This window comes from Cohnella hashimotonis (genome assembly GCF_030014955.1).
GTDB classification, from domain to species: Bacteria; Bacillota; Bacilli; order Paenibacillales; family Paenibacillaceae; genus Cohnella; species Cohnella hashimotonis.
On the sequence record NZ_JAGRPV010000001.1, the window covers coordinates 4,387,534 to 4,410,760 of the forward strand.

Consider the following 23,227-nt stretch of genomic DNA (forward strand, 5'->3'; position numbering starts at 1 on the left):
CTTTCCCTTCAATAATGAAACAATAAAACGAATAAAAAGCTGCGAATGATTTTAGGCGTTTATCTTAAAACGCGCCAGGCTAGACAAAGACGCTGACCAGCATGATGACCGCAAGCGCGAAGACGGACAGCAGCGTCTCCATCACGGTCCACGACTTCAGCGTCTGCGGAACCGTCATGTTGAAAAATTCCTTGACCATCCAAAATCCCGCGTCGTTGACATGGGACAGCACGAGCGAGCCCGCTCCCGTGGCGAGCACGGCCAACTCGACGCTGGAGCCCGGATTGAGCGCCAGGACCGGCGCGACGATGCCGGCCGCCGTCGTCATGGCGACGGTTGCGGAGCCGGTCGCCACGCGGATCAGAGCCGCGACCAGCCAGGCGAACAGCAGGACGTTCACGTTTGCCTGCGTGGCGATGGCCGCAATCGCGTCGCCTACGCCGCTATTGATGAGCACCTGCTTGAAGGCGCCGCCGCCGCCGATGATCAGAATGATCGAGGCGGTAGGCGCCAGACATTCGTGCGTGAACCGGGAAATGTCGTTTTTAGTGAAGCCTCTGGCGAAGCCGAGCGTGAAAAACGAGAAGACGACTGCGATCAGCAGCGCGACGACCTCGTGCCCGATAAACGCGCAAAAGCGGGTCACGGGGCTGGACGCATGCGGATCGGCGATACTCGCGATCGATCCCGCCAGCATTAGAATAACAGGCAGCAGAATGGTAAACAATGTAATGCCGAATCCAGGCAGGTCGCCCGTCTCCCGCGAGCTGAACTGCTTGGCCAGATTTTCGGGCGGCGAGACGGCAATACGCCTGCCGATCCATTTTCCGAACAGCGGCCCCGCGATGATCGCCGTCGGCAGACCGACGATGAGCGAAAAAAGAATCGTCTTGCCCAGGTCCGCTTGGAATGCGTCGATCGCGATCATCGGCGCCGGATGCGGCGGCACGAGTCCATGCACCGTGGACAAGCCGGCCAGCACGGGAATCCCGATCTGCAGGAGCGGCATCTTGACCTTTCGCGCGACGATGAACACGATCGGAATAAGCAAGATGACGCCGACCTCGAAAAAAACGGGAATGCCGACGATAAAACCGACGATCATCATCGCCCAATGGACCCGCTTTTCGCCGAATCGGTCGATCATCGTCGTCGCGATGCGTTCAGCCCCGCCCGACTCGGCCATCATTTTGCCCAGCATCGTGCCAAGCCCGATGACGATGGCGATCGTTCCCAGCGTCCCCCCAAGTCCGCCGGTCGCCGACTTGATCAGCTCCTGGCTGTCCATGCCGGCCAAAAAGCCGAGAAGCAGCGCGGAAAGCAGGAGCGTGACGAACGGATTCCATTTAAATTTGGCGATCATCACGACCAAAAACACAATCGAGATCAGCGCCCAGACGAGCAAGGTTGCGTTATGCCCCATACCGAACAAATGGTCCAAGATCCAAACCTCCGTTAATCGTTTTTGCGGATTCTTCTTCTAAAAATGGTATACCCCGCGCACACGTATACTAGTCGACAAGTTTGCACGAAAAGAAGAGCTTCAACCCGGACGCAGATTCGCGTTCCCTGAAGCTTTGAAGACATCTTGAAGCTTTGAAGACATCTTGAAGCTTTGAAGACATCTTGAAGCTTTGAAGACATTTGCAAGTTAGGACCAAGTGCTGCGAAGCGTCTTGCTCGAGTCGGCGAAATAGTCCCGCACGACGCCTGCAATACGGACTTCCTCACCCGATTCCAGGGCGTCCGCAATCGCTTCATGCTTGGCGACGACGCGTTCGAGACGGTCCGCACCGTCTCCGAAAATCTCCTCCGTCGTGAGCAGCATGACGGTAAGCACAACATGGCGGATGCTGTCCCACAAACGCGCGATCCGCGCGTGTCCCGCCGCAGCGATCAGCCCGTCGTGGAATTGGAAATCAAGCCAGGCGAACTCGGCGATATCGGCATACTTGGCTGCGATCCGCATGCGGTCGATGCGGTGACGAAGACTCGCGATCAAATCGGGCGTGCAGGACGAAGCGAGGCGCTGCTGCGCAAAGCTCTCGATCAGGTAACGAACGTCGTACAGCTCGGCGATATCGTGGGCGGAGAGCCCCTGCACGACCGCCCCCATCCGCTCGAGACGGATCAAGCCTTCGTTGGATAGCGCTTTCAGCGCTTCTCTGACAGGAGACCGGCTCGTGCCGAAGTCCGCAGCGATTTTATTTTCCGAAAGGACGTCGCCCAGCTTTAAGGTACCTTCCACGATTCGCAGCCGCAGCTCGCCTGCGATCGCTTCTCCTCGAGACTGTCCCTTCAGCCAGGCGGCAGGATATTGTCGCATCGAATCCAACCTTTCTTCCACCAAATCCAATCTTGTCGACAAGTCGACCTGTTAATTTTAACTTGCGCAATTCGACCTGTAAATAGTACTGAGGATTGGCGGATGAATCCTCTCGCTTACAGCACTCTCGACAACTTGCGGTATTCTCGCGGAGAGATGCCTTCGCCAGCCGTGAAAACGCGGCTGAAGTAGTGCAGGTCCGGATAGCCGATCCTTGCCCCGACGGTCTCGACCGACCAGTCCGTCTCCCTTAACAATCTGCGGGCTTCGCGAAGTCGGATCGACTGGATCATGCGCCCTGGGGGCATGCCGGCGATCTGCTTGAACAGCTTGGACGCATAATCCTCGCTGACCTTCAGCTCTCGCGCGACGCGCTCGGCGCTCCATGACGAGCCGGGCTCTCTTTCCATCGCTTCGACCATTTTGCGAATTCGCTCGCGGTGCACGGAATCGCTCCCGTCGGTTCCTTCGTTCCCGGACCGCAGCAGCATCGCGAGTATGCCCAGCATCAGTGACTTGCACGCGAGCTCGTAACCGCTTCGACGCATCGTGAACTCCCCGACGAGCCGATCCATCAGTTGAAAGCATTCGGGCCCGCACGCATAAACGGCGCGCGAAGATAACGCATCGAGATCGGGTGCGATCGGCTCTTCCGCGAATTTATCCAAGTCCGGCTCGGCGTCCAGATCGAACGACACCATGTCGCTCTCCGTTACGATCCGAAGCAATCCGTCAAAATCGAAGTGGATGCCAAGCAGCGTCGCGCCGTTCGCGGACACGATCGCATTGCGGTGGGGTACGCCGGACGGGAGAACGACAGCCTCGCCTTCTCCGATCGTATAGCGGGTGCCGCGCATTTCGGTCGCCAGCTTCCCCTTGCACACGCAGATCAGCTCAAAATCGTAAATATACCTTTCCGGCAGCTTGCCAGGCGGGAGCTTCTGGTACTGCGCATAGTGGACGGTCGGCGACCAGTCCTTCGCCGGCAGTGCCCGTTGCAGCGGAAAACGCGTAAAATCCATCCAAAGCCACTCCCTTCGTTCCATCATTTTATCATAAGCGGCTTTGTCAGAACGGAATCGTGCAAGTTTTAGCTTTCTTCTCTAAATGAACGCGGCTGCGCCTTCCTTATAATGAAGACATATAAAACGCTTCCCAAGGAGGACTACCCCGATGAAAAAAGGCATCAATATTTGGTCGTTCGGCGATGGCGTCTCGATCAAGGACGCGATCGCGACGGCCAAGGACGCAGGCTTCGACGGCATCGAGCTGTCGCTCAACGAGACCGGCGAGCTCGGTCTGGAGGCAACGGACAGCGAGCTCAAGGACATCAAGCTGCAGCTGGCTGATACGGGGCTGGAGCTGGCCGGCCTGGCGACGGGCTTGTACTGGTCCTACGCGATGACGAGCGAGACCGAAGCGAACCGCCTCAAGGCGATCGACGTATGCAAAAAGCAAATCGAAACCGCGGCCAAGCTTGGCGCGGACGCCATTCTTGTCATCCCCGGCGCCGTTGGCGTGGATTTTATCCCTGGCAGCGAAGTCGTCCCTTACGACATAGCTTACGACCGCGCGCTCGAAGCGATCACGAAGCTCGCGCCCGAAGCCGAGGCAGCAGGCGTATCCATCGGCATCGAGAACGTCTGGAACAAGTTCCTGCTCTCCCCGCTCGAAATGCGCGGATTCATCGACGCGACCGGCTCCAAGTTTGTCGGCTCCTACTTCGACGTCGGCAATACGGTATACAGCGGTTATCCCGAGCACTGGATCCGCATTCTCGGCAATCGCATCAAAAAAGTACACTTCAAGGATTACCGCAGACAAGCGGGCGGCTTGCACGGCTTCGTCGACCTGCTGGCCGGCGACGTCGACTATCCGGCGGTCGTGGCGGCACTGCAAGAGATCGGCTACGACGGGTACGTCACGGCGGAGATGATCCCGCAATACACGCACCACACCAAGCAAATCATTTACAACACTTCCGGCGCTATGGACGCCATTCTGGGAAGAAAGGGCTGATCGCATGCTTAAAATCGGACTTATCGGCTTCGGCTTCATGGGAAGAATGCACTTCGACAACTACGTGCGGCTGGCGGGCGAAGGCAAGCAGGTCAAAGTCGTCGCCATCTGCGACGTCGCGATCGAGACGCTGAAAAACGCCAAGGCCGGCGGCAATATGGCAACCGCGCAGGAAACGTACGACCTGTCTGGCTACGCGCTGTACGATTCGGTCGACAAGATGCTGGCGGGCGAAGAGCTGGATATGATCGATATCACGCTGCCGACTACGCTGCACGCGGATCTGACCTGCGAGCTGCTCGAGAAGGGCTACCACGTATTTTGCGAAAAGCCGATGGCTCGCCGTTCGGACGAAGCGCGGCGCATGGTCGAGACGGCGGAACGGACCGGACGCAAGCTGCAAATCGGACAATGCCTCCGCTTCTGGCCGGCTTACGAGTACCTCAAGGCAACCGTGGAAGACGGCCGCTACGGCGCCGTTAAGGGCGGCTATTTCTATAGAGGCTCTCACGCTCCGGCCGGTTGGTTCCTGAACGGCGATCTCAGCGGCGGCGCCCTGCTCGACATGCATATTCACGACACGGACATCGTGAACTGGCTGTTCGGCAAGCCCGAGCGCGTATCCACGATCGGACGCAACGTCATCCCGGGCAGCGGCTTCGACGTCGCCTCCACGCACTACGGTTTTGCTGACGGCAAGGTCGTCAACGCCCAGGTCGACTGGACGCTCGAAGGCGACTTCGGCTTCGAGATGGGCTTCCGCGTCAACTTCGACGGCGCGAACATCATCCTCGGCAAGGACGGCCTGACCGTCAACCCGAAGGATGAAGCCGGCTTCCAACCGGAGCTGGCCGCTCACGACGGCTATTATGGGGAGCTGCTCAGCTTCACCAACGCCATCCTGAACGACGAAGCCGTCTCCGTCTGCACGCCTGAGAGCACGCTCGCGACGCTCGAGATCGTCGAGGCCGAGCAGCAATCCGCCGAGCGCGGCGGCGAATGGGTGAAGCTGTAAGGGAAGCATACGGAATGATGAGCATGGGAGACCGCACAGCGATGTGCGGTCTTTTTGTCGTGCGCCGGATCGCCTCGAATGTCTTTTTTAGTTTGTGGATATGCGAAACTAGGGCCCATCGCAAGGCCTGGCGCGGTGTTTTCCGACAACCGTTCCGATGGGCCCTCTTATCGATGTCCGCGTCGTTTCTTCGCCGCTATGCCGCAATGCCTGCAAAAATACATCTTTTTTTGTCGATATCGTCACTTGGGCACAAAATAAATGCAAAAACGCAGTTATTTCCCTGCGTAAGCGGGATTTGAGGCTCACGCTTTGAATATACCTGCATATTTGCAGGAATTTAATCCAGTGTCGCAACTTGGTTGAAAATAGATGTACAGACGGCTAGGCCCCCTAAAACTGGAGTCATACCCTACAATGATTCCAATTTCATAGCGCAGCTCGTTATTTCAAGCGATTACACCGATCTGTAAAAGGCTGAAGCATCGTCCAATGTCTTAACCCACGCTGCGAACGCTGTTGGAGCCATGTTTTTTAGGCTGCCGTGCATCTTACGGTTGTTATAAAAATCCATGAATTGGTCGAACGCTTCATAAGCTTCCTCCAGCGTCATGAATGTACGATTGCTAAACAAACAACGCTCAAGGATGCTGTGGAAAGACTCGATGTAGGCATTCATATTCGGTGTCCGCGGCGGAATCCGTTCATGGACCATGTCCCAGCACTCGCACATGTCTTGAAACAGCTTGCTGACGAACTGGGGGCCGTTGTCCGTGCGGATGATAGGCAGTGCTTCACCCGGCTGAAGGCGCTGCTGCAGCGCGATCCCCAGGGTCTGCACCGCGTGCTTGGCCTCGCAAACAGGGCCGCGGTATTGCCCTACGACGACGCGGTCGAACACGTCGATGATGCTGAGTACGAAAAAGAAACGCTCCTGACCCAAGGCATAGCCATATTTGATATCCATTTGCCAAAGTTGATTCGATGCGGTGATGGTGTGATTTCTCGGCAATCGCCGAGGATGCGTCTGTAGGCGTTGCCGCTTTTTTTGAAGAATGCCGAGTGCCTTGCACATGCGATAAGCCTTTTTCTTGTTCAGCTTCACCCCGTACTGCTTGCGAATACAGCGCGCTAACAGCTTATAGCCATAGACGTGCTCTTCGCCCTCCAGCAGTAGCAACAGCCATTCCTGGATTTGCTCGTCGCAGACTTTCTCGCCCGATTCGTTGTAGGCGTATCCGGGCACAGGGCGTCCCCTGCGGACCGGCTCGACGCGTTCTGCGTCAGGCTGAGCGGCACGCTTACGCCGCTCATAATAGGTGGACTCATTCAACTCGAGAATGCGCAGAACCCGTGCTACAGGCTCCCCCCGTTTAATAAATGGTTCTGCTACTTCGAATTTTTCGGATAAACGGGGGTTGTTTTTTTTAGCAGTTCACGCAGAATTTCAATTTCGAGTTCTTTTTCACCAAGCGCTTTAACCGCTCTGTCATACCGCTGCTCGACTTCCTGCAACCGCTGGATTTCTTGCAAATGCTCGTCTGCCGAGGGAATGTCCTCCGGTGGAATAAAGTCACGATGCTCGCGTATCCACAAACGAATGGTTTCGGGGTGAATGTCGTACATGCGAGCAAGCACCCCCACCTTAACCCCAGCCAATGCTTCCTTAACAATTCTAAGCCGTGTTTCTTCCTTTAACCTTTTTCCCATCCCGCTCATCTCCCTTATCCCTAGTTTAAATCATTGTAGGGGGGGACTCCAATTCGATTAGGGGGCCTAGGAGCAGATGCAGGTTTTTCGATTCGCGAAACCTCCGAAAAGCGCCGGCACGCCGAAAGCGCGCTTAACGAGCCGTTGTTTCGCCGCTGTCCCAATCCGGAAGGAACCTGAAAAAGCGCTGCCTGGGCACAAAATGCCCGGCAGCGCTTTTTCGGTTTATTTCTGCTCTTCCAGCCAATCGACGATGGCCTGCGCGGCGGCCTCCGGCGTCTGGCTGCCGGCGTCCACTTTGCAGTGATGTCTCTCGTAGATGGCCTGGCGCGAATCGTAGAGCGCCTTGATCTCCTCGTCCGTCTTGTTTTGCAGGATCGGACGGCTATCCCGGATAAGCGGCAGTCTCGTCTTCCATTGCTCCCAAGGAATATCCATCAAAAAGACAGCCGCGTTCGCCATGCAAAGATCGCGGATCTCTTCTTGCAGGAAGGCCCCTCCGCCAAGCGACAGAACGGCGCCGCGCTGCTGAAGGCACAGTTCGCTGATATACTCTTTTTCCATCCGGCGAAACGCCCCTTCGCCCAACGTTCTGAAAATCTCGGTAACCGGCATCCCCTGCTCCGCAGCTATAAGCTCGTCTACGTCGATGAATTCGCGGGAAAGCTTGGCCGCGAGCGCCTTGCCGATCGTTGTCTTGCCCGCGCCCATAAACCCGATCAATACGATATTGCGTTCGTGGTACGGCTTGGACTGTTGCGCTTGCATGAACTGGATCACTCTTTTCCGTTGACAGTTATCCCTTAATTATAGCGATATGCCGATAGCCCGCCAATTAAAATAAGGAATATTCAGAAACAGTGTTGCATATATACTGTTTATATAATACACTGTGTACATGATATACAGTTATTCGAATGAAGAGAGGAGCCTCACCGATGAAATTTGCCATTGAGGTCAAGGACTTGCGCAAAAGCTTCGGCGAACAAACGGTGCTCGGCGGTGTCGACATCGCCGTTCCGGAAGGCCAGATCTACGCGCTGCTCGGACCTAACGGCGCAGGCAAGACGACGCTCATCAACATCCTGACGACGCTCGTGGCGGCGGACGGCGGCAGCGCTCGGATCGCCGGCTACGACGTCGCCGCCGAGAGCGGCAAGGTCAAGCAGTCGATCAGCCTGACGGGTCAGTTCGCGGCGGTCGACGAGATGCTGACCGCCGAAGAAAATCTGCGGATGATGTGCAGACTCTCCGGCATGAAAAGCGCAGAGGCCAAGCGGAGGTCGTCGGAGCTGCTGAAGCAGTTCGATCTGGCTGCGTCGGCTCGCAAGCGCGTCAAAACGTATTCGGGCGGGATGCGCAGGCGGGTCGACCTGGCGATCAGTCTCGTGGCAAGCCGGCCGGTGCTGTTCCTCGACGAGCCGACGACCGGTCTCGACACGGTGAGCCGTCGCGCCCTGTGGGACATCATCGAACGGCTGAAGGCGTCGGGCATGACCATTTTCTTAACGACGCAATATTTGGAGGAAGCCGATCAGCTTGCGGATCGGATCGGCGTCATTAACGGCGGCCGCATCGTGGCGGAAGGCACGGCCGCGGAATTAAAAGCCCGGATCGGCGGCGAAGTCATCGAGCTGACGAACGAACGGGAGCAATGGAGCCGCACGATCGCGACGACCGGATCGGCGCAGGATATCGGACGGATCCTGAGCGGCCTCTCCCCCGCATTGCCCCCGGATACGCAAGTGACGATTCGAAGACCGAGCATGGACGATGTATTTATCGCATTGACCCGCCAATCATCGGAGGTGTCCGTATCGTGAACAGATCCGTTTCTCCGCTTGCCCCGCCTTCATTTGCCGCGACCAATGCCGTCTTTATCCGCCGGAGCCTGACGCTCAGCCTTCGCAATACCGAATCGCTCATGATGGCCATTATCCTGCCGGTCATGCTCATGTTAATGTTCACCTACGTATTCGGCGGCGCAATCGATCCTGGAGGCGACTATGCCAACTATGTCGTACCGGGCATCATCCTGTTGTGCGCAGGTTACGGCGCGGCGACGACGGCGGTCGACGTATCCACGGACATGACGAACGGCATCATCGACCGATTCCGCACGATGCCGATCCGCAGCCTGTCGGTCGTCACGGGCCATGTCGCCGCGAGCCTCGCGCGCAATCTGGTTGCAACAGGCGTCGTTATCGGCGTGGCGCTGCTCGTCGGCTTCCGGCCGAACGGCTCTCTCCTCGAGTGGCTGGCCGCGCTCGGCGTCATCGTCCTGTTCATCCTCACGCTCACCTGGCTTTACGCCGCCATCGGCCTCGTCGCCGGCAGTCCCTCGGCCGCGAGCGGCTACGGCTTTATCTTGCTTTTCCTCCCCTACCTCTCCAGCGCGTTCGTGCCGATCGACACGATGCCGCATTGGCTTCGCGGCGTCGCGAGCCACCAACCGATCACGCCGCTCATCGAGACGATCCGCGGCCTGCTGCTAGGCACGCCGATCGGAGATCACGCCTGGATCGGTGCCGTCTGGTGCGCGGCACTTATACTCATCGCGCTGGTCTGGTGCGGCATCGCCTTCCGCAAGCGCGCCGGACGGAGATAGGACGAATCGTACGTTTACGAAAAAGAGCATGGTCAAGGTCTAAAGACCCTGTCCATGCTCTTTGTACGCGGTACGAAACGCCTTCGTCAAGATGTCGCCCGGGACACGTGGAGCTCGATGCCGTCGAGAATTCGCTCCAGGCCGAAGTCGAAGTCGTTCTGAGCCTCTTCCTTGTTGCCGTCGTCTTCGGTATATACGCCCGCGGCGACAATGGGATAAAGCGCTGGATACCGCTCCGGCGTGACCAGCTGCCTCAGCGCTCCGCCGTACATAAGCCCGGAAAAGCTGTCCGGGTTCGCGCCCGACTCGATGGCCCGGTCCATATCCCGCATCATGACGCCGTAAAACCGGGAATAACCGCTGATCAGCAGAACGGTAGACATTTTCTCGTATTCGCTAAGCGGCAGGTCCCGAAGAATGCGCAGCGGCCAATCCACCATCTTCAAATTGTTCGGCGTGATCGGCACGCCCATGATCGGGACGTCCGTGAACCACGGATGCGCGCGCATGAGCCGGATGCAGGTCTCAACATATTCTCTGAGCCGCTCCCGCCACCCTTTCCCTTCGCTCTCCTCCGGCATCTGTATATCGCACACCGCTTCGGTCATAAGCATCAGCAGGTCGTCCTTGCTCTTGATATACCGGTACAGCGACATCGTCGTAAACCCAAGCGAGCTCGCCACCCGGTTCATCGACACTGCCGACAGCCCTTCGCGATCCGCGATGCCGACTGCGGCTTCGACGATCTTGCCGACGCTCAGCTCGCCCTTCGGGCCTCTCGTCGACGGCTTCACCAATCCCCAGGCAAGCTGCGCGCCGTGCGGCAGACTGCTCACGCTGTCATCGTCGATTTTATCGTTGCCGCTCATTTCCCCGCGCCCCTTTTCCACGAAATAATTGTATATGGTATATACAGTATAGCACAGGCATTTAGACGGCGCACGCAGGCTGCCAATATCCGGGCCGACTTTAAAATGAAGCTGTATGACGTTTCTTGTTTATCCATCCGAAGGTAAAAAAGGAGTATAGTTTGCCCAATTTTTTTCGGATTATGCTACAATGGACATTCAATATCGGTATGGCCGAATTACGAGGTGACAAACTGCAATGATGAATTCTCCCCCTCTGACGGAAACGAGAGCGCAGATCGGCAGCACGGAGAGACCCCCGAGGAGAGCGGCGAGAAGATCCGTCGTGCCGTTCATCTGTTTATGGCTATTGCTGATCGGAGCGGGCGTCGCCGGCACGGTCTGGTACACGGGACAGCAGCGGGAGCAGGTATCCGCGCAGCTGCAGCGGCAGACCGCGAGCCAGATCGCGGCGATGCAGCAGGATTACCGCGCCAGATTGGACAAGCTCGAGAGCGATTATGCCGCACAGATGACTCAGCTCTCGTCGAAGGTCGAAGCGCTGAACGAGCTGCTCACCTTCACGCAGGACAACGCCAGCGACAAGACGGATAACAGCAACAAGCTGTATACGCAAATAAGCGAGCTGAAGAAACAGCTGGAACAGCTGAAAAAAGAACTGGACGTGCTCAAATGAGAACGGGCGTCCAGCAAATGAACCGAACCGTGCTGCTCGCCTGCGCGCCCTTTCTCGGCATGGTGATCTGGCTGTTCGCGGCAGGCGTCAAGCCGGAAGCGCCGGAGATCGGACCTGCCCTGCAGACGCCCGAGCCTTCGCTCGCCGGCTATACGGAGCGGCAGCTCGAATCGTTAGACAAGGCCGGCGCCATCGCCAAGGACATATCGGCCTCCGTCAAGCGCGTATCCGAGCTGTATACGATGACGAATATGAGCATGAGCGCGATGATGTCCACTGCCAAGGCGCAGGTCGGGCGACCCGCCGCCATCTATGACCGGCGCATCTCCATCAAGCTCGGGTATCCGCGCGACTCGGTGCAATCGGACAATCTGACGGCTCAGCTCTACACGATCCGCGCGCAGCACTTCAGCGGCTATGCGCTGAAGGTCAGACTCAAGAGCGACAAGGCGATGTCCTTGGCGCTGGCCGGCAACAATCCGGGCAGCTCGGAGACGACGCTTGCGGCCGTCAAGCGGACCGGGGCGATCGCGGGCGTCAATGCCGGAGGCTTCGCGGACCAGGGAGGCAAGCGGTACCCGCTAAGCACGACCGTCGTCGGCGGCGAGTACGTTACCGGCTTCGAGCCGAGCTTCAACGATCTGTTTTTCGTCGGCTTGAACGAGGACCTGAAGCTGATCGGCGGCAAATACAGCAATAAGTCCCAGCTGGACAAGCAAAAACCCAAGTTCGGCGCTTCCTTCGTCCCCGTGCTCCGCAAGAACGGCTTAAATCTGCCGATTCCCGCCAAATGGCGGACGAACCCGCTCCGCGCGCCGCGTACGGTCATCGCGAACTACAAGGACAACCAGATTCTGATGATGGTCATCGACGGGCGCGGCGAGGACGGCAGCTCCGGCGCCACGCTCGAGGAGCTTCAGATTCTGCTCTCCCGCTTCGGGACGATCGACGGCTACAATCTGGACGGTGGCGGTTCATCCACCCTGGTGTTCAAGGGCAGAGTCGTCAACAGTCCTTCCGACGGGCAGCTTCGGCGCCTGGCGACCAACTTTCTTTTCTTCAAATAAAAGAGGCCCTCGTCGGCCTCTTTTTCGTGATTTTATTTTACGCGATCCGTTTATTCGATCCGTTTATTCGGTCCGTTTTGCCAAACGGCCTCGGTCAAGCTGTCATCGTCCTGAAGTAGCGGTATATCTTGTCCAGCTTCTCCTTGTGCTTGCCGCGCGGGCTTTCCATGCTGCCGAATTCGAAAAACTTCACCTTGCCGAAGCCGACGTACCGCAGCAGCGCCTTGCGCATCAGCGTCTTGTGCGCATTGTACAGCCAGAACAGCATATAGCCGGCCGGTCCCTTCATCGTCGACACGCATACGGCGGTCTTGCCCTTCAGCAAGCCCTCCGGAAGCAGCTTGCCGTTGTCCCGGTACGCAAAGCCCGAAGCGAACATCCGGTCGATATAGCCGAGCAGCATCGCAGGCGGCCTGCCCCACCAGATCGGATAGACGAAGACGAGCTTGTCGGCCCGTTTAATCTGCTGCCGGTACCGCTCGAGCGCAGGCTCGGCATGCATATCTCTTCTCCTTTTTTCCTCGTTGAACACAAGCACCGGGTCGAAGCCCTCCGCATACAGGTCGAGCACCTCAACCTCTTCGACCGCGTCGTTCTCCTCGCTCCCGCGCACGATTTCCCGCAAAAACGCATGATTCAAGCACCGATGATTCGGATGGACGTAGATCACGAGCAGCTTCATGACGCGCCTCCAATAATTATCATATGATAACTATAAATTAGCACGACGTCATTTAGTTGTCAAATGATCATTTTTATTTGATAACAATTATACGAAAAGCACGTACTTTGTGGGGCGCGTCTTGCGTTTATGATGCGTGCGCTAGCTCTTCGGCTTGTGATAACCGTTATCTCCGTAAGGCTGCAGCTTTTCAACCCACAGCTCGGCGAGCGCATCAACCTCTTCCTGATATTTTTTCAGCTCGGCGCGATCGGTTACCGTCTCCTCCTTCGGCTTGATCCGATCCAGTTCCGAAAACTCGAAAACGCTGCCCCCGTATCGATCCCAGTCGGTCTTCAGCTCCGGCAGCGTGTTGTTGTTCATTTGCTTCATAAATTCAAACCGGTTGCGGGCGCCGTCCAGATCCATCGAGGAGCGGACCAGCACCTTCCCGTTCTCCGCATTGCGGATCTGGTAGACGCCCATCGCACGAAAAGATTGTGCGTAGGCTTCAGCCAGCTGTTTTTTACGCTGTTTGTCCATCGTCAGTACCCCATTTCCTTCAAAATGCGGGACAGCGTCTGCAGCCGCTCGCCGATCAGCTCGCCGTCCCCTTCAAGCGCGGCGCCGAACAGCTTGATGTCCTCGCGAATGCGCTCGTTGTCCGTGCATATCGCCACAGTCATGGCATCTCCTTGCAGACCGATCCGATCGATGACCGGATTGTCAGGATCGTACAGCTCCTCATGGCGGTAGGCTTCGCGGAAATGACCGAGCCCGCGCGCAACCAGTATCGCAAGATCGAGCACGCGGTGAAGCGGCAGCTCCTCCGATTGCCGGGACCACTTCTCCCCCGTGTACCGCCATACCTTCGCCGAAATGTCCACCTTGCCGCGGTCGTTCCACTGCGCAAGTCCGAGCGAGAGGCCCTTGGCGTCCGTATGTCCGGCGTATCGGCCGTCCACTTTTTCGTAATTGTCGGATATAATAACAGGCTTATGCTTGAGCGATGTCGGGATTTTCACAATGCGACCTCCGTTTAAAATTTAGTAATTTACTAAATTACTAATTCAGTGCTTCTAATATATCGAACGAAAACGGATCGGTCAATCCCGCATCAAGCAAAAACGGCGGGCCGCAGATGAACGGGCTCTGCACGCTGCCCCAGAAGGCTTTCTCCGTGCTGTCGATGGCAGACGTCTCTGGTGAAGGGACAGCGGCGGTCATCGGCAGGAAAAATAGTTGCTGAAAGGATGTTAATTCTCCGCCAGTGCGACTCGGCTCCGGATAATTGCTAAAAGGCAGTTATTGTCTGGAAAAATCCGAAAAATTTGCGTCGACGCTCGAAATAAATGCCTTTTGACAACAATTTCTGCTGGCAGCCCAATAACGCCAAAATGAGCTGCGCTTTAACAATTATCCCTCTATCGCATCCGAAATCGGCGCATCAAAAAACATCGACGCCAGCGCCTCCTATCCCGGCACTTGAATCGATGCTTTTTGACTGCTTCCGCTTATACGTAAATGCGAATCTCAACTAGCTACGCACACAGCGCTGCCGTACTCCTCGAAACGCCAGTCAACGCCACTTGTAGATCGGCCGCCAATTCAGCGTCTCCTTAGCAAGCGCGTTGGAAAACAAAGGCGCCCTCCCGCCGAGATCCGCGCGAATGTCCGTCACCTCGGGGTAATGCTCGGCGATCAAAGCTGAGGTATCCCGCTCGCTCAGGACTTCGTCCCCTGTTATATTCAGCGAGACCGAGCCGCCCTCCAGCCGCGCCGTCAGTGCCGCCGTGCACGCGGTCGCCGCATCCCGAATGTCGATATAGCTCCACAAAATTTTGCTGAACCGCTCGGGATGACGCGCGTCCTCCGCCATTCGCCCGTATTCTTCGGGCGCCGCGATCAGCGAGAAGCGCAAATTCGCGATTTCCAGCGCGCCTCTGCGCGCGAACATGTCCGACGTCAATTCGCCCACCGTTTTAGACAGCCCATAACCCTCCTGAGGAAGCTGCGGATGCGCCTCGTCCACGGGCAAGTATGCCGGCGAAAAAGGCTTGGACGCCCATGCGAATCCATAGCAGGACGTACTCGAGCCCATCACGACCCGGCGTATGCCGAGCAGTTCCGCCGCCTCAAGCACATGAAAGCTCCCGAGTACGTTGTTCGCAAAAATCGTGTGATGCGGATAACCGAGAGGCGCCGGAATCGCCGCCAGATGAATAACGGCATCCGCGCCCTTTAGCCCGCCGACCACTTGCCCGAGGTCGCTCATATCTACGCGTGTCTGCTTGCAGGGAAGACCTTCGGCGATGCGGTGATCGAGCGACACGGCTAGATAGCCTTGCCTGCGCAGCTCCTCGATAACATAACGCCCCAGCTTGCCGCTGCCGCCGGTAACGGCGATCGTACGCATACGTATTCACTCCTCTCATCTCTCATCTCTCATCTCTCATCTCTCATGTCAAGGACGGACGATCGTGCCGTCGGCTTTGCGGTCCAGCCGGTAAGGCGAATGATAGCTGTGGCGCGACCAACCTTCGCCCGTCAGCGCTGCGGCCAGCGTCTCGTCGATGTCGATCCCGAGTCCCGGCTTGGACGACGGGTATAGATAGCCGCCCACTCGTTCGATATGCCCTGGAAAAGCGGCCAGCTCCTCCGGCCTGAAGTGATTGACCTCCTGAATGCCGAAGTTCCAGATCGCCATGTCCAGATGCACGGCAGCCGCCTGGTTGACGGGATCGTTCTCCCCGCCCTCCTGCCAGGCGGTGCGCACGCCGAACGCTTCGGCCAGCGCCGCGATCTTGCGGCAGGCGCTGATGCCGCCGGCCTTGGAGACGCGGACGCGGATGAAGTCGATCAGACGCTCCGAGATGAGCGGCACCCATTCCTGCGGGTTCGCGAACAGCTCGCCTACGGCCTGCGGGGTCGCACTTTGCTGCCGGAGCTGCCGGTACCACCCGATCTGATCAGGCGGCAGAACGTCCTCAAGGAAAAACAGGCCGTACGGCTCGAGCCGTCGCGCCAGACGAACCGCCTGAATCGGAGACAAATGCTCATGCACGTCGTGCGTAAACTGGATATCGTCCCCGAACGCCACCCTGAGCGACTCGAACATGGCGGGAATAGCGTTCACGTACAGGTGCTCGTCGAATACGTGGCCGCCGGTATCGGCCCCTCGGGGAACATTGGCGCGATCCGCCCCGATGAAGCCGCCTCCGCCGTAGCCGCCCATCTGTACGCGCAGCACCGTGTAGCCTTCTTCGATAAAGCGGGCGACGTCCTCCTTGAGCTCCGCGATATCCTCGCCTCCCGCGTGACCGTAGCAGGCGACGGCAGATCGGGCTGCCCCGCCGAGCAGCTGATACACGGGCAGCCCGGCTTCCTTGCCCTTAATATCCCAAAGTGCCATGTCAATGCCGCCGATCGCGGTGTTCAGCAGCGCGCCGCTTCGCCAGTAGCCGCTATGGTGCATGAGCTGCCACAGGTCTTCGATATTGGCCGCTTCGCGGCCGATCAAGAGCGGCCCCAGCAGCTGCTCGACGATCTGCACGACAGCTTCCGGATTGAAGAGATCGGTCGCCGATCCCAAGCCGTACAAGCCGTCCTGGTCCGTCGTCACCTTTACGATCGTCCAGGTCCCGTTTTTCCTCGTCCTGATGCACGTAACCCCGGTAATTTTCGCCACTTGTCCGTTCGCCTCCTTCAGGTTAGCCCTATGTAAGCCTCATTCTACTTCACATGTACGCCGCGCTTAATGAGACGATGACAAACTTAACTCGGCGATCTTATCCGATTGAAAAGGGCCGCAAGCGCAAAAAAAAACGAAGCGCTTCGGACGCCTCGTTTCCTTATCTTATTTCTACTATTATAAGATTGCCGTTCCTTAACCGATCGCAAGTCTCGCCTGCGCCTCCAGCAGCAGGAGCTGCTCCCGCACCAGCACGACTTCGCCGATGACGATCAGTGCGGGATTGCCGATTTTCATCGCTTCGGCGAGCTTGTGAATGCGATCGAGCGCGCCAGTCACGACGCGCTGCCTGTCGGTTGTGCCGCGTTCGATCAACGCGACCGGCGTAGCAGGCGGCTTGCCGTGACGAAGCAGCTCCGTCCGAATCTCGTCCAGCCGTCCGATGCCCATGTAGACGACAAGCGTATCGACGCCATGCGCCAGCAGGTCCCAACGGATCGGCGCCGCATCCTCGCGGCATCGATTGCCCGTGACGACGGCGAACGAAGCGGCCAGATCGCGATGCGTGAGCGGGATCCGGCTTGCGGCCGCAGCGCCGATCGCCGACGTCACGCCGGGAACGATCTCGCAGGGAATGCCGCGCTCCGCGAGCGCGAGCGCCTCTTCCCCGCCTCTGCCGAACACGAGCGGATCGCCGCCCTTGAGCCGAACCACCGTCCGGCCGCCGAGCGCATGCTCGATCAGAAGCGCTTCGATCTGCCGCTGGGACATCGTATGCTGTCCGGGGCTCTTGCCGCAGTAGACGAGCGTGGCGCCAGGCTTGGCATAAGCCAGCAGCTCTTCGTTGACCAGGCGGTCGTAAAGGAGGACGTCCGCTTCCCGGATGCGACGGATCGCCTTCATCGTAATGAGCTCCGGGTCTCCCGGACCGGCACCGACGAGGTAGACCGGCGCGGGCCTCATGCGCGCCGCTCCGCGTGCAGCGTCTTGGGCGAATCAAGCGCGGACAGCGTCCCGGCGCGCAGTCCGATTCCTTTTTGCGACAGGTAGAAAAGAATGCCCGTGAACAACGCTCCGCCGACGAAGTTGCCGACCAGCACGGGAATCTGGTTCCACAGCCACCAATCCCCGAAGCCGACGTCCGCGCCGAGCAGCATGCCCGCCGGGATAACGAACATGTTGACGACCGCGTGCTCGAACCCTTGACCGAAAAAAGTGAGAATCGGCAGCCACATGGCGGCGATCTTGCCGACGGTAGAAGTCGAAGTCATCGCCATGACGACGCCCAGCGTTACCATCCAGTTGCACAGGATCGCCTTGATGACGACGAGGATCATGCCGTCCGCGCCCATGTGCTTGTAAGCGATCGTCTTCGCTTCGGCCGTCGCAATCAATGTCTGTGCCAGCGGACTCGCCATATCGGAACCCATCTTGGTCGCCGTCAGATCGTAAAGAACGGCGTATACGAGACACCCGATCAAGTGGCCGGCGATGACCCAGACGTAATTTTTGAACATCCGGCCTACTGTCGTTTTCTTTTGCAGCACGCTTAAGGGAATGAGCGCGAAGCTGCCGGTCACGAGCTCGAGGCCCAGCAGCACGATCATAACGAAGCCTACCGGAAAAATGACGGCGCCCGCCATCCCGATCTTCGTCTGGGCGACGGCCGTGAACGCCAGCGTCGTGGCGAAGGCGAGAATCGCCCCGCCCAGGAAGCCCCGAACCAGCATCTGCGAGGCGCTCATCTCCGCCTTGGCGGCGCCGCCCTCGATCATCGCCTTCAATACCTCTTTCGGTGCAACGAAATCCATGCGCTCATCTCCTTGCTGCGTAAATGGTCTAAATGGTGATATAGATCGAGCCTGCGGCATCTACTTCGGTCTCGTAGGAAGTCACGCACCCGTCGTCGGGCTCATACACCTTTCCCGTTTTCAGATCGATCTTCCAGTCGTGAAGCGGACAGTGAATAGCCGTGCCGCACACCATCCCCTCCGACAGCTTGCCGCCCTTGTGCGGACAGCGGTTCTCGACGGCGCGGATCTGCCCGTCGGACAATTTGAAGATGGCGATCTCAAGTTCTTGATGACGGTAAGTGCGCGACCCTTTGGCATCGATATCGGCAACGTGAGCGACCAGCATTTTTGTCATGTTCTCCGCCTCCAATCCTTAGTTCAGCGGCGCGGGCACCGCGAGCGCTTCGAAGTTTTTGCGCAGCTCTTTGTCCGCGATGATTTCTTTCCAAGGATCGTTGATGTAGCTGAGCGAGGTCTTGATCCGACCATGCAGCGCTTTGCGCTCGGCCGGATCGTCCAGCACGGCCTTGATGGCTTCCAGACCGACGCGTTCCACCCATACCGAAGTCCGCTCGCCCCAAGTCGCATTCTCTCTATAATATTGAAGGAACGCGCCGCCCCACTCGACGACCTCGTCCTCCGTCTTCACGACGCACAGCAGGTCGGTCGCCCGGACGTGTACGCCGCCGTTGCCGCCTACGTGCAGCTCCCAGCCGCCGTCGATCGCGACGATGCCGTAATCCTTGATCGTCGCCTCGGCGCAGTTGCGAGGGCAACCGGATACCGCGAACTTAACCTTGGCCGGCGCGTTCATCCGCTCGAACTCCTTTTCGAGCCGGATGCCCATTCCGATCGCGTCCTGCGTGCCGAACCGGCAAAACGTATTGCCGACGCAAGTCTTAACGGTGCGCAGCATTTTCCCGTAAGCGTGGCCAGACGGCATATCGAGGTCCTCCCACATGCCCGGCAGGTCTTCTTTTTTGACGCCAAATAGATCGAGACGCTGTCCGCCCGTGAACTTGACCAGGGGGACGTCGTACTTTTCGGCGACCTCCGCAATTTTTTTCAGCTCCGACGGCGTGGTGACGCCGCCATAAATCCGCGGCACGACCGAATAGGTGCCATCCTTCTGAATGTTGGCGTGATAACGTTCGTTGGCGAAACGGGATTCCTTCTCGTCCTTGTAGCGCTCGGGCCACAGCATGCCCATATAGTAGTTCAGGGACGGCCGGCACTTGGTGCAGCCTTCCGGCTGCTTCCAGTCGAGCGCGAGCATCGCTTCCTTGACCGTGGCCGGCATGAGACGCTTGAGCCCCGCGACGATCTCGTCCCTGTCCAGGGACGTACAGCCGCAGATGCCTTCTTTGACCGCTTCGCCGGCACGCTCACCTGCGTAGAGGCCAAGCAAGCCTTCGACGAGCGGCTTGCAGCCGCCGCAGGAACCGGTCGCCTTGTTGCAGGCTTTGATCTCGCCGACCGTGGAGCAGCCCTTCGTCTCGATCGCGTCCTTGATCGCGCCCTTGGAGACGCCGTTGCAGCCGCAGACGATCTCATCGTCGGCCATGTTCTCGAGCCGGCTCGCAGGAGAAGCCGCCTGGCCGCCCGGAGCGAAGCCCAGCAGCAGCTCCTTCTCCTTGCCCTTGATCGACTCGCCTTTTTTCATGATCGAGAACAAGGATGCGCCATCCGACGTGTCGCCGAACAGCACGGCGCCGACGAGCCTGTCGTTTTCGATCACGAGCTTTTTGTAGATGCCGTCCAGCTCATCCTGGTAGCGCAGCGCGCGCGTGCCCGGCGTCTCTTCGTATTGGCCGGCGGAGAATACGTCGACGCCCGATACCTTGAGCTTGGTGGAGGTCATCGATCCTTCGTACCCGGCCGTGTCTACGCCCGCCAGCCGCTTCGCCAGCACCGCGCCCTGATCGTACAATGGCGCGACGAGACCGTAGGCGATGCCTCTGTGCTCCGCGCATTCCCCGACAGCGTAAACGTTCGGCACGTTCGTTTCCATATAATCGTCTACGACGATGCCGCGACCCACCGCAAGGCCGGCGGACTTCGCCAGCGACACATTCGGCTTGATGCCGACGGCCATGACGATCAGATCCGCCTCGACCTCGCTCCCGTCCGTGAAGCGAAGTCCCTTCACGCGTTTTTTGCCGTAGATCAGCTCGGATTGCTTGCGAAGCAAAAACCTCATGCCTTGCGCTTCAAGTTCCTTTTGCAGCATTTTCGATGCCGGTTCGTCCAACTGCCGATTCATCAGATTCGGGCTGATGTGAACGACCGACACGTCCATTCCAAGGTTCAGCAGTCCGCGTGCCGCTTCCAGGCCGAGCAAGCCCCCGCCGATGACGACGGCGTTCTTGTACGACCGCGACGCCTCGAACATCGTCTCGCAGTCCGCGATGTCGCGGAAGCCGATGACGCCTTCTTTGTCCGCGCCCGGCAGCGGCAGCATGAACGGCCGCGATCCCGTTGCCAGGATGAGCTTGTCGTAATCCGCTTCGACGCCTTGATCCGAATATACCTTGCGCGCGTCCGTATCGATGCGCGTCACCGTGTGACCGGCATGGAGCGCGATGCGATTTTCGGCATACCAGTTCCAGTCGTTAATGACGATATCCTTGAGCTCCGTGCCCCCGGCCAGCACGGACGACAGCATGATGCGATTATAGTTAGGATAAGGCTCGGCGCCGAATATCGTGATCTCGTACAGTTCAGGGGCCAGCTTCAGCAGATGCTCCAACGCCCGCACGCCCGCCATTCCATTGCCGATCATCACCAGTTTCTTTTTGTCCGCCATGTTCGCGTCTCCCCCGTTTCGGATATATCGTTAGGAACTCAAAAAGCCTGCCTCGCGGCACGGGGACACAAAAATCTCCCGTGGCACGAAAGCAGGCTCCATTGCCGCTTTATCCGAATACGCCATTGTATTCGCAAGTGATTAACCCGAATATATTACGAAATAACACACATGTCAATATAGTTAACATAAAAAAGGGCACTATCTTTTCCCTCGACACTCCGCTTTCTTTTGTGTTATAAAAAGTAACGGAGAAAAAGTGTCGCCTTCATTCGGAATGGCGAAGCGATAGGTGAGGAGGGCGTCGATGCGTTCATTGCTCGTTGTTCATAACCATCCGTCTGCCGCCGAGCGGCTCGAATCAGTAGCTTCGAGGCAGCAGCTCCCGGAAGCCGTCATGCGCGCGGCCGGTTATACCGTAGCGACGGCGCGGGGGGAAGAACAGGCGCGCCAGCGAATCGCGGAAGCCGACGCCTTGATCCTCGATCTGCCCATTCCGCAAATCGAGGCGTGGAGCCGCAGCGTCCTCGAGTGGAAAGTCGTGCCGATTTTGTGGTGGTGCAGCGAAGCGACCGCGACACTATCCGTCGAAGCCTGCGAGGACGGCGTGATGGCCGACGGCGTACTTAGCGCATCGATGCTGCAGACGGAGATTCATTGGACGCTGCAGTTCGGAGCCAAGCAGTGCTTCGAGCGCCAGCAATGGCATCTCGAGCGCAGGCAGCTGCTCGCCAAGATCGAAGAACGCAAGTGGATCGACATGGCCAAAGGCATCCTCTGCGAAGTGAAAAACATTACGGAGACCGAGGCGTACGACATACTGCGCAAGCAAGCGATGAACGAACGCAAGCGGCTGGTCGACGTCGCCACCTCCATCGTTAATGTCTACAATCTGCTGCAAGAGCAAAAACAAGGGAGGTCGAAGCGATGATCCAGCTGCTCAAGGAAGTCGCACGCGGAAAACGCGGCGCCCGCGATCTTACCTACGACGAAGCCGTTCTGGCGGCAGAAGCGATCCTGACGCAGGAAGCGACGCCCGCTCAGACCGGCGCCTTTTTTATCGCGGAGCGCATTAAAATGGAAAGCGTCGACGAGCTCGAGGCGTTCGTTCGGGTATCGCGAAAATATGCGCGCCGCGCCGAGGGACTCGGTATCGGATTGGATTGCGCGGGGCCTTACGACGGGCGCAAAACATCCTTTTACGCGACGTTTCCGACAGCCTTTCTGCTCGCCGCGGCCGGTCTGCCAAACGCGCTGCACGGCACCGCCTCGCTCCCGCCCAAATGGGGCATTACGCTGCAGGACATCGCCCTGTGCGTCGGCATTACGGCCGCCGACTTGACGCCCGAGCGGACGCTGCTTGCATTCGAACGGTCCGGCGTGTTTTTCGCGTCGACCGAGCTTTGGTGTCCGCCGCTTGGCCGGCTGCGCCAGATTCGCGAGGAGCTCGGCATGCGCACGGTGCTGAACAGCGCGGAAAAGCTGCTCGACCTTGCGTCTTCGCCGCGCATCGTGTTCGGCGTTTACCATAATACCGTGTTCGACAGGCTCGCCAGACTATTCATCAAGCTGGGCTACGAGCAGGCGCTCATCGTGCAGGGCGCGGAGGGCTCCGAGGATCTGCACATCAACCGTCCGACGCGGGCCTATCTGGTGGAAAACGGCGAGTTCAGGCTGCAGATCTTCGATCCCGAGACGTACGGCATCGAGGCGGAGCCGCCGGAACGGACATGGACGCCCGCCGATCAGTTGGCGGTCGCGGAGGCGGCGCTGCGCGGGGAAGCCGATCTGGCGTACACGAACCAGGTGCTGTTCAACGGGGCCGTGCGGCTGCATCTTGCCGGCAAAGCGGAGTCGGTCGAGCAAGGGCTGTACGCCTGCAAGGCGCTGCTCGACAGCGGCGAAGCGCACGCGGCGTACCTGAGCTGGCGGACGGCACTGCTTGAGCCGATGAGCACCGTGCCCGCGGCGGCTTCGCGGTGAGTC

At 58.5% G+C, this 23,227-nt stretch carries 24 protein-coding genes; 8 read left to right on the plus strand and 16 right to left on the minus strand.

The genetic code is table 11. The annotated features are described in order from the left end of the window. Positions 1 to 79: 79 nt before the first annotated feature. The 3 genes from KB449_RS17805 to KB449_RS17815 form a co-directional block, all read right to left on the minus strand. Entirely contained in the window at positions 80 to 1,441 is a 1,362-nt protein-coding gene (locus KB449_RS17805; RefSeq protein WP_282909648.1) for a GntT/GntP/DsdX family permease, read from the minus strand. A gap of 210 nt (positions 1,442 to 1,651) precedes the next feature. Next, positions 1,652 to 2,326 carry a GntR family transcriptional regulator gene (locus tag KB449_RS17810; protein ID WP_282912846.1) on the minus strand — a complete coding sequence of 225 codons (675 nt, stop codon included), beginning with the start codon at positions 2,324 to 2,326 and terminating at the stop codon, positions 1,652 to 1,654. A gap of 116 nt (positions 2,327 to 2,442) precedes the next feature. After that, positions 2,443 to 3,348, minus strand: a complete 906-nt coding sequence (locus KB449_RS17815) for an AraC family transcriptional regulator (protein WP_282909649.1) — start codon at positions 3,346 to 3,348, stop codon at positions 2,443 to 2,445. A gap of 151 nt (positions 3,349 to 3,499) precedes the next feature. Here KB449_RS17815 and KB449_RS17820 point away from each other — a divergent pair, with 151 nt between their 5' ends. Both KB449_RS17820 and KB449_RS17825 read left to right on the plus strand, forming a co-directional pair. Beyond that, entirely contained in the window at positions 3,500 to 4,345 is an 846-nt protein-coding gene (locus tag KB449_RS17820) for a sugar phosphate isomerase/epimerase family protein (RefSeq protein ID WP_282909650.1), read from the plus strand. Between the two features lie 4 nt (positions 4,346 to 4,349). After that, positions 4,350 to 5,360, plus strand: coding sequence for a Gfo/Idh/MocA family protein (locus KB449_RS17825; RefSeq protein WP_282909651.1), 1,011 nt, complete (start codon positions 4,350 to 4,352; stop codon positions 5,358 to 5,360). 457 nt (positions 5,361 to 5,817) lie between these two features. Here the strand turns inward: KB449_RS17825 and KB449_RS17830 are convergent, their stop codons facing one another. The 3 genes from KB449_RS17830 to KB449_RS17840 all read right to left on the minus strand — a co-directional run bounded on the left by KB449_RS17830 (position 5,818) and on the right by KB449_RS17840 (position 7,838). Continuing rightward, a complete protein-coding gene (locus tag KB449_RS17830) occupies positions 5,818 to 6,738 on the minus strand; it encodes an IS3 family transposase (protein WP_282912847.1) in 921 nt (306 codons plus the stop codon). Positions 6,739 to 6,749: 11 nt separating this feature from the next. After that, on the minus strand, positions 6,750 to 7,070 hold the full coding sequence (locus KB449_RS17835) for a transposase (protein ID WP_282906615.1): 321 nt from the start codon (positions 7,068 to 7,070) through the stop codon (positions 6,750 to 6,752). 225 nt (positions 7,071 to 7,295) lie between these two features. After that, positions 7,296 to 7,838, minus strand: a complete 543-nt coding sequence (locus KB449_RS17840; protein ID WP_282909652.1) for a shikimate kinase — start codon at positions 7,836 to 7,838, stop codon at positions 7,296 to 7,298. 170 nt (positions 7,839 to 8,008) lie between these two features. Between KB449_RS17840 and KB449_RS17845 the strand changes: the two genes are divergently transcribed. Continuing rightward, the gene (locus KB449_RS17845) at positions 8,009 to 8,893 is read left to right on the plus strand and encodes an ATP-binding cassette domain-containing protein (RefSeq protein WP_282909653.1); all 885 of its coding nucleotides are present in this window, start codon (positions 8,009 to 8,011) and stop codon (positions 8,891 to 8,893) included. After that, positions 8,890 to 9,678: an ABC transporter permease gene (locus tag KB449_RS17850; RefSeq protein WP_282909654.1), complete on the plus strand. Its 789-nt coding sequence runs from the start codon at positions 8,890 to 8,892 to the stop codon at positions 9,676 to 9,678. The genes KB449_RS17845 and KB449_RS17850 overlap by 4 nt, the downstream gene beginning before the upstream one ends. Positions 9,679 to 9,764: 86 nt before the next feature. On the opposite strand, the gene KB449_RS17855 is transcribed toward KB449_RS17850, so the two are convergent. Beyond that, complete coding sequence (locus tag KB449_RS17855) at positions 9,765 to 10,547, minus strand: TetR/AcrR family transcriptional regulator (RefSeq protein WP_282909655.1); 783 nt, start codon at positions 10,545 to 10,547, stop codon at positions 9,765 to 9,767. A gap of 238 nt (positions 10,548 to 10,785) precedes the next feature. On the opposite strand from KB449_RS17855, the gene KB449_RS17860 reads away from it, so the two are divergent. Together KB449_RS17860 and KB449_RS17865 are read left to right on the plus strand one after the other, a co-directional pair. Then, the gene (locus tag KB449_RS17860) at positions 10,786 to 11,223 is read left to right on the plus strand and encodes a hypothetical protein (RefSeq protein WP_282909656.1); all 438 of its coding nucleotides are present in this window, start codon (positions 10,786 to 10,788) and stop codon (positions 11,221 to 11,223) included. Further along, positions 11,220 to 12,290, plus strand: coding sequence for a phosphodiester glycosidase family protein (locus KB449_RS17865; RefSeq protein WP_282909657.1), 1,071 nt, complete (start codon positions 11,220 to 11,222; stop codon positions 12,288 to 12,290). Before KB449_RS17860 ends, KB449_RS17865 begins: the two co-directional genes overlap by 4 nt. Positions 12,291 to 12,384: 94 nt before the next feature. Here KB449_RS17865 and KB449_RS17870 read toward each other — a convergent pair whose 3' ends face one another. From KB449_RS17870 to nirB, 9 genes are all read right to left on the minus strand, one after another. Further along, a complete protein-coding gene (locus KB449_RS17870; protein WP_282909658.1) occupies positions 12,385 to 12,972 on the minus strand; it encodes an NAD(P)H-dependent oxidoreductase in 588 nt (195 codons plus the stop codon). 141 nt (positions 12,973 to 13,113) lie between these two features. Further along, on the minus strand, positions 13,114 to 13,494 hold the full coding sequence (locus tag KB449_RS17875; RefSeq protein WP_282909659.1) for a GIY-YIG nuclease family protein: 381 nt from the start codon (positions 13,492 to 13,494) through the stop codon (positions 13,114 to 13,116). 2 nt (positions 13,495 to 13,496) lie between these two features. Beyond that, complete coding sequence (locus KB449_RS17880) at positions 13,497 to 13,976, minus strand: DUF6530 family protein (RefSeq protein ID WP_282909660.1); 480 nt, start codon at positions 13,974 to 13,976, stop codon at positions 13,497 to 13,499. 554 nt (positions 13,977 to 14,530) lie between these two features. Then, positions 14,531 to 15,367 carry an NAD-dependent epimerase/dehydratase family protein gene (locus KB449_RS17885; RefSeq protein ID WP_282909661.1) on the minus strand — a complete coding sequence of 279 codons (837 nt, stop codon included), beginning with the start codon at positions 15,365 to 15,367 and terminating at the stop codon, positions 14,531 to 14,533. Positions 15,368 to 15,415: 48 nt separating this feature from the next. Next, entirely contained in the window at positions 15,416 to 16,639 is a 1,224-nt protein-coding gene (locus tag KB449_RS17890) for an enolase C-terminal domain-like protein (protein WP_282909662.1), read from the minus strand. 198 nt (positions 16,640 to 16,837) lie between these two features. After that, positions 16,838 to 17,605, minus strand: a complete 768-nt coding sequence (gene cobA, locus KB449_RS17895; protein WP_282909663.1) for a uroporphyrinogen-III C-methyltransferase — start codon at positions 17,603 to 17,605, stop codon at positions 16,838 to 16,840. Then, positions 17,602 to 18,453 (minus strand): formate/nitrite transporter family protein, encoded by an 852-nt coding sequence (locus KB449_RS17900; protein ID WP_282909664.1) that lies wholly within the window; start codon positions 18,451 to 18,453, stop codon positions 17,602 to 17,604. The genes cobA and KB449_RS17900 overlap by 4 nt, the downstream gene beginning before the upstream one ends. Before the next feature lie 28 nt (positions 18,454 to 18,481). Next, the gene (gene nirD, locus KB449_RS17905) at positions 18,482 to 18,790 is read right to left on the minus strand and encodes a nitrite reductase small subunit NirD (RefSeq protein WP_282909665.1); all 309 of its coding nucleotides are present in this window, start codon (positions 18,788 to 18,790) and stop codon (positions 18,482 to 18,484) included. Between the two features lie 18 nt (positions 18,791 to 18,808). Then, positions 18,809 to 21,241: a nitrite reductase large subunit NirB gene (nirB, locus tag KB449_RS17910; protein WP_282909666.1), complete on the minus strand. Its 2,433-nt coding sequence runs from the start codon at positions 21,239 to 21,241 to the stop codon at positions 18,809 to 18,811. A gap of 307 nt (positions 21,242 to 21,548) precedes the next feature. On the opposite strand from nirB, the gene KB449_RS17915 reads away from it, so the two are divergent. Together KB449_RS17915 and KB449_RS17920 are read left to right on the plus strand one after the other, a co-directional pair. Next, positions 21,549 to 22,172, plus strand: coding sequence for an ANTAR domain-containing response regulator (locus tag KB449_RS17915; RefSeq protein WP_282909667.1), 624 nt, complete (start codon positions 21,549 to 21,551; stop codon positions 22,170 to 22,172). Beyond that, the gene (locus tag KB449_RS17920; RefSeq protein ID WP_282909668.1) at positions 22,169 to 23,224 is read left to right on the plus strand and encodes an anthranilate phosphoribosyltransferase; all 1,056 of its coding nucleotides are present in this window, start codon (positions 22,169 to 22,171) and stop codon (positions 23,222 to 23,224) included. The genes KB449_RS17915 and KB449_RS17920 overlap by 4 nt, the downstream gene beginning before the upstream one ends. Positions 23,225 to 23,227 lie beyond the last annotated feature (3 nt).